Origin of the sequence: Enterovibrio gelatinilyticus, from assembly GCF_028683095.1 — a bacterium.
In the GTDB taxonomy this organism is placed as follows: Bacteria; Pseudomonadota; Gammaproteobacteria; order Enterobacterales; family Vibrionaceae; genus Enterovibrio; species Enterovibrio gelatinilyticus.
This window is the reverse complement of sequence record NZ_JAJUBC010000040.1, coordinates 16,649-30,635: the sequence shown is the minus strand read 5'-3', so window position 1 is coordinate 30,635 and position 13,987 is coordinate 16,649. Positions and strand designations below refer to the sequence as shown.

The 13,987-nt window shown below is 39.4% G+C and carries 14 protein-coding genes; 11 read left to right on the top strand and 3 right to left on the bottom strand.

All coding sequences use genetic code 11. From position 1 onward, the window contains the following. Positions 1-5 precede the first annotated feature (5 nt). The 8 genes from LRP50_RS23220 (at position 6) to wecA (LRP50_RS23185) (ending at position 8,297) form a co-directional block, all read left to right on the top strand. Positions 6-1,217 carry an oligosaccharide flippase family protein gene (locus tag LRP50_RS23220; protein WP_274166800.1) on the top strand — a complete coding sequence of 404 codons (1,212 nt, stop codon included), beginning with the start codon at positions 6-8 and terminating at the stop codon, positions 1,215-1,217. Beyond that, positions 1,192-2,124, top strand: a complete 933-nt coding sequence (locus LRP50_RS23215) for a glycosyltransferase family 52 (protein ID WP_274166799.1) — start codon at positions 1,192-1,194, stop codon at positions 2,122-2,124. The genes LRP50_RS23220 and LRP50_RS23215 overlap by 26 nt, the downstream gene beginning before the upstream one ends. Beyond that, complete coding sequence (locus LRP50_RS23210; RefSeq protein WP_274166798.1) at positions 2,121-3,089, top strand: glycosyltransferase family 52; 969 nt, start codon at positions 2,121-2,123, stop codon at positions 3,087-3,089. The genes LRP50_RS23215 and LRP50_RS23210 overlap by 4 nt, the downstream gene beginning before the upstream one ends. Positions 3,090-3,098: 9 nt before the next feature. After that, positions 3,099-4,304: a hypothetical protein gene (locus tag LRP50_RS23205; RefSeq protein WP_274166797.1), complete on the top strand. Its 1,206-nt coding sequence runs from the start codon at positions 3,099-3,101 to the stop codon at positions 4,302-4,304. Next, entirely contained in the window at positions 4,294-5,076 is a 783-nt protein-coding gene (locus LRP50_RS23200; protein WP_274166796.1) for a glycosyltransferase family 2 protein, read from the top strand. The genes LRP50_RS23205 and LRP50_RS23200 overlap by 11 nt, the downstream gene beginning before the upstream one ends. Before the next feature lie 3 nt (positions 5,077-5,079). After that, positions 5,080-5,832, top strand: a complete 753-nt coding sequence (locus tag LRP50_RS23195) for a glycosyltransferase family 2 protein (RefSeq protein WP_274166795.1) — start codon at positions 5,080-5,082, stop codon at positions 5,830-5,832. 66 nt (positions 5,833-5,898) lie between these two features. After that, entirely contained in the window at positions 5,899-6,723 is an 825-nt protein-coding gene (gene galU / locus LRP50_RS23190; RefSeq protein ID WP_274166794.1) for a UTP--glucose-1-phosphate uridylyltransferase GalU, read from the top strand. Positions 6,724-7,217: 494 nt separating this feature from the next. Further along, positions 7,218-8,297: a UDP-N-acetylglucosamine--undecaprenyl-phosphate N-acetylglucosaminephosphotransferase gene (gene wecA / locus LRP50_RS23185; protein WP_274166793.1), complete on the top strand. Its 1,080-nt coding sequence runs from the start codon at positions 7,218-7,220 to the stop codon at positions 8,295-8,297. Between the two features lie 103 nt (positions 8,298-8,400). Here the strand turns inward: wecA (LRP50_RS23185) and LRP50_RS23180 are convergent, their stop codons facing one another. Beyond that, positions 8,401-9,141, bottom strand: coding sequence for a hypothetical protein (locus LRP50_RS23180; RefSeq protein ID WP_274166792.1), 741 nt, complete (start codon positions 9,139-9,141; stop codon positions 8,401-8,403). A 10-nt stretch (positions 9,142-9,151) separates the two neighbouring features. Continuing rightward, entirely contained in the window at positions 9,152-9,460 is a 309-nt protein-coding gene (locus tag LRP50_RS23175; RefSeq protein ID WP_274166791.1) for a hypothetical protein, read from the bottom strand. A gap of 361 nt (positions 9,461-9,821) precedes the next feature. Between LRP50_RS23175 and galE the strand changes: the two genes are divergently transcribed. The 3 genes from galE (at position 9,822) to LRP50_RS23160 (ending at position 12,838) form a co-directional block, all read left to right on the top strand. Next, positions 9,822-10,841 (top strand): UDP-glucose 4-epimerase GalE, encoded by a 1,020-nt coding sequence (galE, locus tag LRP50_RS23170; protein WP_274166790.1) that lies wholly within the window; start codon positions 9,822-9,824, stop codon positions 10,839-10,841. Positions 10,842-11,155: 314 nt separating this feature from the next. After that, the gene (locus LRP50_RS23165; protein ID WP_274166789.1) at positions 11,156-11,548 is read left to right on the top strand and encodes a hypothetical protein; all 393 of its coding nucleotides are present in this window, start codon (positions 11,156-11,158) and stop codon (positions 11,546-11,548) included. Positions 11,549-11,671: 123 nt separating this feature from the next. After that, a complete protein-coding gene (locus LRP50_RS23160; protein ID WP_274166788.1) occupies positions 11,672-12,838 on the top strand; it encodes a nucleotide sugar dehydrogenase in 1,167 nt (388 codons plus the stop codon). A 37-nt stretch (positions 12,839-12,875) separates the two neighbouring features. Here LRP50_RS23160 and wecA (LRP50_RS23155) read toward each other — a convergent pair whose 3' ends face one another. Further along, a complete protein-coding gene (wecA, locus tag LRP50_RS23155) occupies positions 12,876-13,955 on the bottom strand; it encodes a UDP-N-acetylglucosamine--undecaprenyl-phosphate N-acetylglucosaminephosphotransferase (RefSeq protein ID WP_274166787.1) in 1,080 nt (359 codons plus the stop codon). Positions 13,956-13,987: the final 32 nt, after the last annotated feature.

Below are 13,987 nucleotides of genomic sequence, written 5' to 3'. Positions count from 1 at the left end.
GTAAAATGTCAGCTAGGAATGATGCAATTATCTACTCACTTGGAAGTGTCCTGGCAAAAGTGATTCCTCTGCTAACTATTCCTTATCTTACAAATAAGCTAGGTGTGGAAAAGTATGGAGAGTTATCTATATCTATATCATGGGCTGCACTTATTCTTTGTTTTACCTTGTTCAGTTTAGATAGCGCATGCGTAAGATACTATTATAGATATGGAAAAAGAAATGGGAATGAGATAATAACTATTAGCATAGTTGCATCCAGCATGATTTTCGTCTCTCTTTTTCTTGTTACATATTTATATGGTAGTGATGAATCTTTAACTATAGCTACATTATTAGCATTCAATCAATCAATATTTACTATCACTGCATCTAAGTTAAACTTCAGTAAAAATGCCAAAGGATTTATATCAATCCAGATGCTTAATGCTATTTTGGCCTTTTCTTTAACTCTGATTTTTTTTGAATTAAAAGAAGTCTCAGTCAATGAAAGGCTCTATGCTATCTTTGTTGCATATTGGATCTCTAGTTTAGTATGTTATTTTCTTTTTGGCTTCAATCAAAACAAAAGAAGACTTTTTAGATTATTCAAACCTTTCTTGATTTATTCATTTTCATTTGGACTCCCCTTGCTTATCCACAATATATCGTTTGTTCTTAAAGGTAATTTTGATAGAGTTGTAATTAATGGGGCATTTTCATCGATAGAATTAGGGTTTTATGCTTTAGGTGCTCAGTTAGCGTCTATTTTTGGTGTTTTGATATTAAGCATAAATAAGGCATTAGTACCTCATGTATATGAGAAGATAAAAAATGGAACTTTGGAAAGTCACATGCTTGTTAAATATTCAATGGTGTTTTATCCGATTTCAATTTTTATTTTTTTGATAAGCATGTTAGTTCCGAGTTCATTTTTTGAATATGCTTTCGGGGAGGGTTTTGCAGCTTCATCGTATTACTTTTCTATGTTCACCTTCTCTGTTTTTCTCAGTGTACCATATTTAGTTGTGGTCAACTATTTATTCTATCATGGTATGACAAAAGTTATTGCAAAGCTTAATATAGTTTCAACGCTAGTATATTTGATTTTGGTTTGGGTTTTTTCAAATATTGGTATGAAATATATACCAATAGCATCAATAATCTCATCAGTTATTTTATCAATGCTTGTAATTTCCAAGGTATATAGGTATGGGGATATTAAAATACAATCTTAGTTGTGAAAAAGAAATCGACTCTGTATGTTTTGCCAGTTCCATAATAAACTTGTCTCATTTTCTTGCGAATACCGAAAGTAATGTCGTGAGGACATGCTTGATAGTAATAAGCGAGAATACTGCAAAATGTATCAAACTAAATAATCTATTTAATTATGTGGTTATTGCTAATTCATATAAAATAAAAGTTAAGGATAGGGTTTTATATAGGATTGGAGTGTATGATGACACACTAAAAATGCTAAGTGGTCATATACGAAGGGCGGGTGTGATATATGGAACTGATCATGGTGCATTCTATTTCATGTATAGAAATAAAAATAAAATAGTTTTTGAGGATGGAGCTGCCAACTATAGTATCAATAATAAAAATATTATCAAGAAGATTTGGTCCTATGTTTTGGGTGACAATCCCGCACCATACGGTAAGGGATATAAGGTTATGAAGTTATATTTAACTAAACCCAATAATTGCAAATTAAATGAAAATAAAATTGATATTAAATTATCTTTGGAAAAAGCTATGTCTATTTGCTCAATACCCATGCCAGATATGGGAGAAACAAAAGGTTTTGGTATTCTTCTTACTCAACCTTTAAGTGAGGATGGTATTTTGTCGGAGCCGGAAAAGCTTTCTATATACCGGGAAATAATGCTAAAAGAGGGATTGACTTACTTGAAACCTCATCCTAGAGAGTCAAGTGATTACTCTGATCTTGGTGAAGTTATTCCAGGCGAAATACCTGTTGAATTATTACTTCTTTCCGAAAATAGGCCTGGAAAAATTGTAACGCTATTCTCTACCGCTGCCGATTATTGTTCATTAGTTGATCAAAGTATAGAAATTAAAAAGTATGGTTCTTTTGGTAATGTTAAAATAGAAAAGGCATTTTACCTAAAGACATGAAAACATTATTAATATGTAAAACCACATACCAATGTAAGTTGGCGGTTCTGGTTCTAAAAGAACTTGAAGTATTCAATTATGACATTCTTAGTATATATGACACAGGTCGTTATGAAGACAGCTATGAATCAATACAATTAAGAGAAAATGCTGAAAATTCATTTGACTTTAAAACAAGTGATTACATTTTTTTGTTCAGAGACATGATCGCAGTGTCTACTGTTAAAAAAATGGTAGGCTATGATAGGGTGATTGTATCTAGTATTGATAATCTAGCAATTCAGTTAGTACTATCTCTTAATGAGGCTGCTGAGTTGTTAACATTTGATGATGGGTCAGCAAATTTTGTTCAAAATTCAATGTTTTACATTGATCGCCAAAGTCTTTTAAAAAAGATAATTTATCAGACGTTAGGGAATAAATATAATCTAAAATCTATTAAAGAAAGAGTTTTAGCTCATTATTCGACACGGGAATTACCAAATATAGTTTCACCTTCTAGAGTGAAAGTTTTAAATTTTAAAGAGAATCAGTTAGAAACTTGTGAAGTTGAAAGAATAAAAAATATAGTCCCCGTGGTTCTTATTGGGTCTAACTTTGATGAACTTCTAAACACTCCGGAAAAATTGATATCTATAATTACCAAGCATATGATAGGAAGTGATTGTTATTACATTCCTCATCCTAGAAATATTAATCACTATAGGTTAAATGACAGTTTCATCATGTTTGATTCGTCTATAACTGCGGAAGACAAAATAATCAGCATGCTGGGTGAGTATGAGAGAGTAAAAATTATTGGCTTCCCTAGTTCTGTCTTCATTAATCTCTCTAAAAACAAACGGGTCGAAAAAGTTATATTTAATTCCAACGGATTTTCTAAAAGCCTTGACGCTGTGACTCAAAGTATAATTGAGCTTGTAGAAAAAGATATTGATGAAATCATCTACATTGATAGTGTGTGACTATATATAATGTTTACTGTTTCAAATCAAGCTACTCAAATGAAAGTGTTACTGTTTATTTCAATAATAATGGTTTCATTTTTTCCTATAGTAACGGTTATTATTTTACTTTTCATATCATTACTTATATCAAACAAGTATTCTTTGCATGTTTCTATTTTCTGTGCGATTTTTCTAATTTTTTCATTGCATTTGGCATTTGATGATAATGGTCATCCTGTTGGTGACATTTCAAGATACTACGACTACTATGAAATTGGTAAGAATATGGACTTTATTCATTCTTATCAGAGATTTAAGCTTTATCAAGCTGGATTTTTTTCCTTGATAAGAGACTACGCATTAAACTTGAATCTATATGGAGCTGTTTCAGTATCGCTATTGGTAACTAATGTTTTTTTATCTAGCATTGGAATAATTAGGAAGGTTTATGATGTTGATTTTAATCAAAGGTTTAAGTTTGTACTAGCATTTTCAATCTTATCAACAGTACCATTTTCCGTTTTTTACTCTTTCGAAAATGCACTTGCCGTATCAATGTTATATGCCGCTATATGCTTTATAGTGTATGACCGTCGATATATAGCTTATTTTTTTATATTTATTTCGATTATAATTCACAATGCATCCATACCCATAGCTGGGTTAATTCTATTTACTACATTATTTTCCAATGGTAAGTATGATAAATTATTTATTATGATGCCTGGTGTTGTGTTTTTAATATTAGCTTTTGGTCCTAGTTTTACTTTTGGTGTTCCAATATTAGATAGGGCTATTGTTTCATTGAAAGCCTATACTAATTCTGGTTTCGATATTATCTCTATCACCTTTGGTACTTTTGTTCTTCTCGTTAATGTTCTCGTTTACTTAAAATTTAAGGCTATTCGAGGGGGTGTTGATGGTAATCGGATATATTTAAGGGTTTTATTTTTTCTGCTATGTTTTTCGTTCCCTATGCTTTTTAATTCAACATTCACATATAGGTTTATATGGTTCCCGGCCATGTTCTTTATACCGGCTACGTGCGTGATTTTGTTGAAATCAAAAATAAATTTTCTTTCCGTCACTATTATAATTCTTAAACTGATTATTTTGTTGTCCTTACCAAATCTTCTATCTTTAAGCGCGCAAAAATATGTTACTTATTCTGATGGTGACTTTCTTATTTTAAGTTTTTTTGATCTAATAGGATTATTGACGAATGGAAGATAGTTCTCTTGATGTTCAGGTTTTGGTTTCCACTCTTAATGATGGATTATTAAAAATAAGAATCATTGATTCCATGAAATATATTGTGGTTCATCAGATTACAAATGATAAAAATTATGAAAATTACATTGGCGATAACTTCGGTGAAAATGTCGTCTATGTCGCCATGGATGGAGTTAAAGGACTTTCTAGAAGCAGGAATTTGGCTCTCTTAAAATCAACAAGTCGCTATTTATGGATAATGGATGATGATGTTGAAATAATGGAAGATGCATTATCAAATATTTCTAAAGTTGTTTCTTCCTATAAGGCTGATTTGTTTGTTTTCAGGCATCTTAATAAAGGTGGTGAAAATATTAATGTGAAAAATGAACCGTTTTTTATTAATAAGTTTCAATGTGGAATGGTTTCTTCGATTGATATGCTAATTGATAATAGCGGGAAAGCAAAAGATCTATTTTTTGATGAGTTTTTTGGTCTTGGAACAAGCCAGCCATCCGGTGAAGAGTTTATTTATTCTTGTGACTTGATTGATAGGGGAGGGAAAATCTTAGCTACAGATGTCCTAACTAGCATTCATCCGGAAATTGAATCAGGCTTTGATTTCTTCTCAAGTAGCACCCTTGTCTATACTAAGCTCAAAATGTTCAGAAGGGCTTTTGGATGGATAATAGGCACATTGGCTTTTAATGTATTTATAGTTAAAAAACTCCCAGTAATAATAAGAGAGAAAGCATTGTTGAGATTTGTATCTGTTCTGTTTAGGAAGGGTTGAATTATGTTAAATGACTGCCCGCTAGTTTCTATCGTTATGCCGTCTTATAATTCATCACTCACAGTAAACGAATCAATAAAAAGTGTTCTTTCTCAGTCGTATTCGAATTTTGAACTTATAATTTGTGATGACAATTCTACAGATGATTCTAAGTCTATAATATCAAAGATAGAAGATGATAGAATTCGTTTGGTCGATAATGTATTCAAAAAAGGGGCGTGTGGAGCTAGAGCTACATGTATGAAATATGCTAATGGCGATTACATTGCTTTTCTTGATAGTGATGACCTCTGGGCTAGTAATAAACTGGAAATACAAATAGGCTCAATGTTAGAAAATGATCTTGATTTCACTTATAGTGATTATGCGGTTTTCATTGATTCAATTAATAATATAGAGAGGCTGATATTTTCTCCTGAAAAAATTCAATATGGGGATTTAATAAGATATTGCGATATAGGTTGTTTGACAGTTGTTATTAGAAAGTCTTCGTTTTCTTGCTTGGAATATGTTGATAGTCCGAAGGAAGATTACGCATTTTGGTTGAAGATTATAAAGCAATGTAAAGTGGCAAGTAAGGTAAATGGTACGTTAGCCTATTATAGGAGAGGCACCACGACCCTTTCATCAAATAAAGTGAAAGAAATAGGAAAACAGTGGTATGTTCTAAGGAATGTAGAAAATTTACCATTCTTGCTATCTGTCAACTGTTTGATTTCTTATTGTTTCAATGGTTTAAGGAAACATTATCTCTAGATTCTTTGTTTTTTGAACCATGTGATTTTTCTTACTTCAATATTTTGTCTTATCATGAGAATCGATGTGATAAAAAAATGCCTTTTCCCCGCAGCTGGCTACGGGACACGCTTCTTACCAGCAACCAAATCCATGCCAAAAGAAATGATGCCTATCGTTAATAAACCGCTAATTGAATACGGCGTTGACGAAGCCATTCAAGCAGGCATGACGGACATGTGTATTGTGACCGGCCGTGGCAAACACTCTTTGATGGACCATTTCGATAAAAACTATGAATTGGAACATCAAATATCGGGCACCAGCAAAGAAGCCTTGTTGGATGATATCCGCAGTGTGATTGATTCAGCAAACTTCACCTATATTCGCCAACGTGAAATGAAAGGCTTAGGCCACGCCATTTTAACGGGTCGTGATTTGGTGGGGGATAACCCGTTCGCGGTTGTGCTGGCTGATGATCTTTGCATTAATCCTGATCAAGGCGTACTTGCCCAAATGGTGGCGCTGTATAAACAGTTCCGCTGTTCGATTGTTGCAGTAGAAGAAGTACCCGCCGATGAAACCCACAAATACGGTGTGATTGCCGGTGAGACATTAACCGATAACTTAATGCGCGTGACGGACATGGTTGAAAAACCAGAACAAGGCACCGCACCAAGCAATTTGGCGATTATTGGCCGTTACATTTTAACCCCAGATATTTTCGACATTATCGAAAACACGGAACCGGGCAAAGGCGGCGAAATCCAAATCACCGATGCTTTGCTACAACAAGCCAAAGGCGGTTGTGTGTTGGCCTATAAGTTTAAAGGTAAGCGTTTTGATTGCGGCAGCGTCGAAGGGTTTATTGAGGCGACAAATTACTGTTTTGAGAATGTTTATAAGGGGTAAGAGCTAGGAATACGGGGAAGAGCTCGAATACGGATTACGGGGAAAAGCTCGAATACAGAAAAGAGCTTGAATACGGGAAGAGCAAGGAATACAGATTACGGGGAAGAGCTCGAATACAGAAAAGAGCTTGAATACGGGAAGAGCAAGGAATACCGATTACAGGGAAAAGCTTGAAAATCAGTGTGACCTTGGGAAAATCCGTAATCCGTAATCCATAATCCATAATCCGTAATCCGTAATCCGTAATCCGTAATCCATAATCCGTAATCCGTAATCCGTAATCCGTAATCCGTAATCCATAATCCGTAATCCGTAATCCGTAATCCGTAATCCATAACCCGTAATCCATAACCCGTAATCCATAATCCATAATCCATAATCCGTAATCCATAATCCGTAATCCGTAATCCATAATCCGTAATCCGTAATCCGTAATCCGTAATCCGTAACCCATAACACGTAACCTGTCTCTATAACCAAAATAAGAACCCACTATGTCTTTGGCTATCACAACAACATTTCTGTTGTCTTTTGTGCTGCTTTTTGTTTTCCGAAAGGTCGCTAAAAAAATTAATCTTGTTGATAAACCTAACGAGCGTAAACACCATAAAGGTGCGATTCCGCTGGTCGGGGGCGTCTCTATTTACTGTTCGATTTTACTGTCCTCCCTTTTGTTTATCGATATGACGCAAAGCGATTGGCTTTATCTGGCTTGTGGTGCGGTATTGATTGGTATCGGCGTGCTGGATGATAAGTTTGATATCAGCTTTAAAGTGCGTTTGTTTGTGCAAGGCGCTATTTCGCTTTCCATGATCATGCTGGCCAATTTAAGCTTAGAAAGCTTAGGGAATATTGCGGGTAATGTCCCCGTACATTTGCCGGGCTGGGTGAGCTACGCGGTGACCATTATTGCGGTGATTGGTGCGATTAATGCCTTTAACATGGTTGATGGCATCGATGGGTTACTTGGTGGCTTGGCGTCGGTGTCATTTGGTGCTTTGGGTATCATGTTTTGGCTTCAGGGCGATGTTGATCTTGCGTTGAACTGCGCCATGTTTATTGCTGCTATTGTCCCTTACGTTTTGCTTAACCTCGGGATTCCGTTGGGGCTGCGTTTTAAAATCTTTATGGGCGATGCAGGCAGTATGTTGATCGGCTTTACCGTGGTGTGGTTACTGATCCGTGGTTCTCAGCCTGACCACTCAACAACCATTAACCCTGTTACAGCGCTTTGGTTTATTGCCTTACCGCTGATGGACATGGCAACCATTATGGTGCGCCGTGTTCGTAAAGGGCATTCACCGTTTAGACCTGATCGTGAGCACTTGCACCACATCTGCCAACGTATTGGTTTGTCATCGCGTATGACGCTACTGGTGATTTGCTTACTGGCTGCATCGTTTGCTGGTATTGGTATATGGGGTGAGCTGTATCAGGCCAATGAAACCGCGATGTTTGTAGCCTTCATGGTGTTGTTTGCGGTTTACTTTGCCACGATTAGCCACATTTTTCGTATCACGTCGAAAATTCGCCAGTGGATGGGTAAAGCGCCGCTAATGGAAGAAGCAGCGTAGTGACATAAGCTGTCTAGCAAAGACATGACCACCAAAAAAGGCGATGCGAAACCATCGCCTTTTTGTTTTTTGTTTTGAGTTAAGCACTAAAACTCATTGGCATTTATTTGATGATAGTTTTTAGCTCGAAATCATCAAAAGCCACAAGACCAACGCCTTTACAGTAGACTCGCGGCTGGACAGTATCACGCCAGCTATTGATTTGGCTGACGTAAATGCAGTCTTCCAGCGTTTCTTGACCAAAGGTATAGCTTGCTTGCGCAGTGACAATCATTGCCATAGAGAGGTAGTTTTGGGTTGTTGTTCCGATGGTATCTGCATCACAGTCGTTGCTTAGCGTTTCCGACGTATAAACATCTCCACGAGCACTGAGTGAACCAAGTGCGACTGGCGCATAGGACGTGGTTGCAGCAAATGTATTGGCGACAGTGTTCGTACAGGTTTGATGACTTTGTGTGTCTTCATTCCAATTTTTCGTTGTTGTTTTTACTTTATTAGAAACATTCGTTCTATCAAACCATTCCATACTCCAAAAAACGTCATTGTTAATTAAGCTCTCTTCTTTGGTAGCAACACCGGTAGAGGGGTTATAAACTAAATGATATTCATTGCTATCGTCATTTTTCTTTTTGAGCACGACGCGAGTGACCGAGATCGCGTCAGCATATTCTTCGATATTAATCACGTTACTTGTTAGTTTGCCAGTCCAGTTGCCATCTTTATCAATAACAGTTTTGCCATTGATTTGAATTTCACCTTCTACATTCAAAACCGCATGATCCGTTGCCGCTATGGCTGCTGACGAACATACTAGTGCGAGCGCAGTTATCATGAACTTTTTCATCATTACATCCTTATTTTGCTGAAATCGTTAAATTGCCTTGAACAACCAGTCGCTGCGGAGCATCAGTGCTTCTCGCGATGGTGAATGGCTTATCATTTGTGGTTTTGATTACCAAGGTTTCGTTTGCTTTGACACTGACTTCTTGGTAGCTAATACCCGTTGAGGGATCTGTGACGATGGTTGCCTGTTCAAATACTTGATCGGCTGACACTGTGTTGGTAGAGCTATCTCCGCCACCAGAATTGGTATTGGTAGGGCTGCTTCCATCACCGCCACATCCGGCTAGCAAGAGTGCTAAGCAGAGGGTGGTTTTCTTCATTGAATCGTTCTCCATATTGATGGCGGCGATATTTTTAATTTCTATTGTGGAAAGATAAAGGTGCGGTGTATTTGCGTGGCTATATTTGCGATGGTGTTCGTATATGAGAAATCTGAAGTGTTAACTTGATCGGAAATAGCCATTCCAAAGCATATGGCTGAAAAGTATGGGCTTTTTGGGGTTTTATCTTGATTGGAATTTGGCCGTTATCGTGATTTAGAAAACAAATCAGGCGGCAAATAAGCTGAACAACAAACGGCACCTAGCGATTATTTGAGTATAATGGTAATAAATATGCGCTAGCATTACTGCCTTTAAAAAGCGCCTATAAACACAAAATAATAAGGATTTAACTTCAAGTATGAACGTACTCGTTACTGGTGGTGTTGGTTATATTGGTAGCCATACCTGCGTACAAATGATTGAAGCAGGGTTTAATCCGATATTGGTGGATAACCTGCACAACAGTAAGTTGGCTGTGCTTGATCGTATAGAAAAGCTCACGGGTAAGCGACCTAACTTCTATCAAGGTGATATTCGAGACAAAGCTTTTCTTGCTTCTGTTTTTGAAAAAGAAAACAACATCAAAGCAGTCATCCACTTTGCGGGTTTGAAAGCGGTGGGTGAGTCGGTAGAAAAGCCACTGGAATACTACGACAACAACGTGAACGGCACACTGGTGCTGGTGGATGCCATGCGTGATGCGGGCGTAAAATCCATCATCTTTAGTTCTTCGGCCACCGTTTACGGCGACCCGGCTTCTGTGCCTATTCGCGAAGATTTCCCAACTTCTGCCACTAACCCTTATGGCCGCAGCAAACTGATGGTGGAAGAGTGTTTAACAGATTTCCACAAAGCAAACCCTGATTGGAGCATTACGCTGCTTCGTTACTTCAACCCTGTAGGCTCACACAAGTCTGGTGAGATGGGGGAAGACCCACAAGGTATTCCGAATAACCTGATGCCGTTTATTTCACAAGTGGCTGTTGGTCGCCGCGAGTTTTTGTCGGTATTTGGTGATGACTACCCAACGCCGGATGGCAGCGGTGTGCGTGATTATATTCACGTTGTTGATTTGGCAAATGGCCATTTAGCGGCGCTAGATAAAGTCGGGCCTAAGCCAGGGCTGCATATTTACAACTTGGGGACTGGCGACGGTAAGAGCGTATTGGAAATGGTTGCGGCCTTTAGCCAAGCCAGTGGCAAAGAGATTGCCTATCAAGTGGCGCCACGTCGCGCGGGCGATATCGCTGAGTGCTGGGCTGACCCAATCAAAGCGCAAACTGAACTGGATTGGAAAGCCACCCATACGCTTGATGACATGGTAACGGATACTTGGCGTTGGCAGTCAAACAACCCGAATGGTTATCCTGATAAGTAAGAGCAAGGTCCTAGGAAGAGCAGGTCCTAGGAAGAGCAAGGTCCTAGGAAGAGCAAGGTCCTAGGAAGAGCAAGGTCCTAGGAAGAGCAAGGTCCTAGGGGAAAGGAAGGTCCTAGGAAAAGAAGGTCCTAGGTGCTAGGAAAAGCAGAAAGAGCGAAAGGCTGTAAGTGACGAGCTCTCGCTTTTGCCCCCGCTCTTCCCTAGGACCTAGGACCTGCTCCTTCCTAGGATCTAGAGCTCGCTTTCCCTAGGATCTAGAACCTGCTCCTCCCTAGAACCTAGTCTCTACTCCCGTTTCTAAGGAATCTGACTCGTTGAAACAATCGCCGTTATTTCTCGCCCTATATATGTCCGCACTGTGTATCTCGTTCATCGGTGTGGGTTCTCTCTTCACGGGCGTCGGGCTTTCAGCCATTAATATCGAAAGCAGCCATTTTTTCTTCGGTCATGGTGACTGGTTATTTCATTTCGCGCTTTTCCATCTAAGCAGTTGGCTTGTTTATACCCTTGATTCAGGGAAAAGACGTTTCGTGTGGTGTTTACTCATTGCACTTGGTATTGGCTCTGAGTTAGCCCAAACCTATTGGGTTCAAGGGCGCGATGGCAGCATGAGTGATGCGACTGTGAATATCCTCGCTGTCCTTTCAGTTTTTCCGCTTTTTCTCCTCGTTTCTTCGCTACGACAACATCATCAAACCTCAAAATAAACATCAGAAAAACGTCATGTTCTATATTTAAGATTAATGGTGTGATGGATATGCAAATGAGCTCATCCTAGGTGCGTTCATTTTGTCGTTTCTGCACTTTTTTTGCAGAGCATGGAGCGTTGAATGAAGATAGCGGTAGCAGGAACGGGTTATGTTGGCCTTTCGAACGCCATGCTCCTTGCACAGCATAATCATGTGGTTGCCGTTGATATTGTTAAAGAGAAAGTCGACATGCTTAACAATGGTGTGTCGCCGATTGTTGATAAAGACATTGAAAACTTTCTAACGAAAAAAGAGTTACGTTTTTACGCAACATTGGACAGTCGCGAAGCCTATGCGTGGGCTGACATTGTGATTGTGGCAACACCGACAGACTACGATCCCGTCACTAATTTTTTTAATACAGCTTCGGTTGAGGCGGTTATTCAAGACGTGGTGTCGGTGAATCCGCATGCTGTCATTGTGGTGAAATCGACAGTACCTGTGGGTTTTACGGAAACCGCCAAAACCCACTATCAGACAGAAAACCTGCTTTTTTCACCGGAGTTTTTGCGTGAGGGGCGAGCGTTGTATGACAACCTGCATCCTTCTCGGATCATTATCGGTGGGCAAACAGAGTTTGCGGAGTTGTTTGCAAACCTGTTGTTAGAAGGTGCAGAAGACGAGAATATCCCCGTTCTATTTACTCATTCCAGCGAAGCCGAAGCGGTTAAGTTGTTTTCGAATACCTACCTTGCCATGCGTGTTGCTTACTTCAATGAGCTTGATTCTTATGCCGAAGCTTTGGGGTTGGACTCTCGCGAGATCATTGAAGGGGTGTGTTTAGACCCTCGGATTGGAAGCCATTACAATAATCCTTCTTTTGGTTATGGTGGATACTGTCTGCCGAAAGATACCAAGCAACTATTGGCCAATTACACTTCCGTTCCCAACAATATTATCGGTGCGATCGTAGAAGCTAACCGCACACGAAAAGACTTCATTGCCGAAGCTATCTTGAAGCGTAAGCCGAAAGTGGTGGGCATTTATCGTTTGATCATGAAAACGGGCTCTGACAATTTTCGTGCGTCTTCCATTCTAGGAGTAATGAAGCGTATTAAAGCGAAGGGAATAGAAGTGATTGTGTATGAGCCTGCCTATAAAGAGAACACGCTGTTTAACTCTGAAGTGCTGACGGATCTCGATGCATTTAAAGATCGTGCAGAACTTATCGTATCAAATCGGATGGAAGAAGCGATAAGTGATGTTGCAGACAAGGTGTATACGCGAGATTTGTTTGGCGCTGACTAGCGTAGCGCCAGATCACTCAAGCGAGTTATGTGAACAATTAGGACTTAGCTTCTGTTTCAAATACTTTGTCTTTTTTGAAGAGTCGTCGAATCATTGTCAGCAAACGCCAAACGTGAGCAAGTGCCAAATAATAGGCGCAAAACATGACAATAAACAGCCCAAACATGGCGAGCTCTGGCACGTCTAAATTTTCGCCAATCAATCCAATGCCGGTCATCGACAGCGCGACGGTACAAATTGCCGTAAGGGTTTGATTTGCATTAAGGCCTGCGCGTTGGCAAATATGATGTAAATGCTCGCGGTCAGGTTTAAATGGAGAGTCGCCACGTTTCACTCTTCGTATCATAATGGCAGCCATATCCATGAGTGGCAGCGCGATGATCCAGAGTGCTGTCACTGGACGCATCACCGGCTCAAAGTTGGGTTGGGTTGCTTTGATCAGTAACCATACGGCGGTAAAGCCAATCAACATGGACCCCGCGTCCCCCATAAAGATTTTTCTTGTCTTTCCAATCAGTCCCAAATTCATGATGATATAAGGCACAAGTGCCACGATCACAATGAGACACAACAACATCAAATCAGTCGCACCGGATGTGCCAAATAGGTAGCCAAGCGCTGAGAATGTCACTATGGATAACCCACCTAGCAAACCATCAATACCATCCACCATGTTGAAGGCGTTTATTGCACCAATGACAGCCAATAAAGTGATGGGGTAGCTAAGAATGCCTAAATGGATTTCGCCGAGTCCAAACATGTTTCCTAGATAAGAAAGTTCGACCTTGACGGTTGATATCATCAGCAGGGCTAACATGATTTGGATGAAAAACCGGACTTTGTAACTCACATCAAACTTATCATCGAGAGCGCCCACAAGCGCTAATAAGCTAATGGACAGAATATAGATCGTCTCAACCGTATCGAGGTGATGATAGAACAAGAAATAGGTGATTAGGCAAACATATAGCGAGAGCCCGCCCACTAATGGCACGGCACCTGCGTGGTGTTTTCTTTCAGAGGGTGTATCGAGTAAGCCAATACGGAAGGCTAAGAGTCGAAGAAGGTAGAGAGATAAAAACGACAGTCCAAATACCATCACGAGTGGGGTTAACATGTTAGCTCCAACAGTCTTGCTAATGGAGTCAG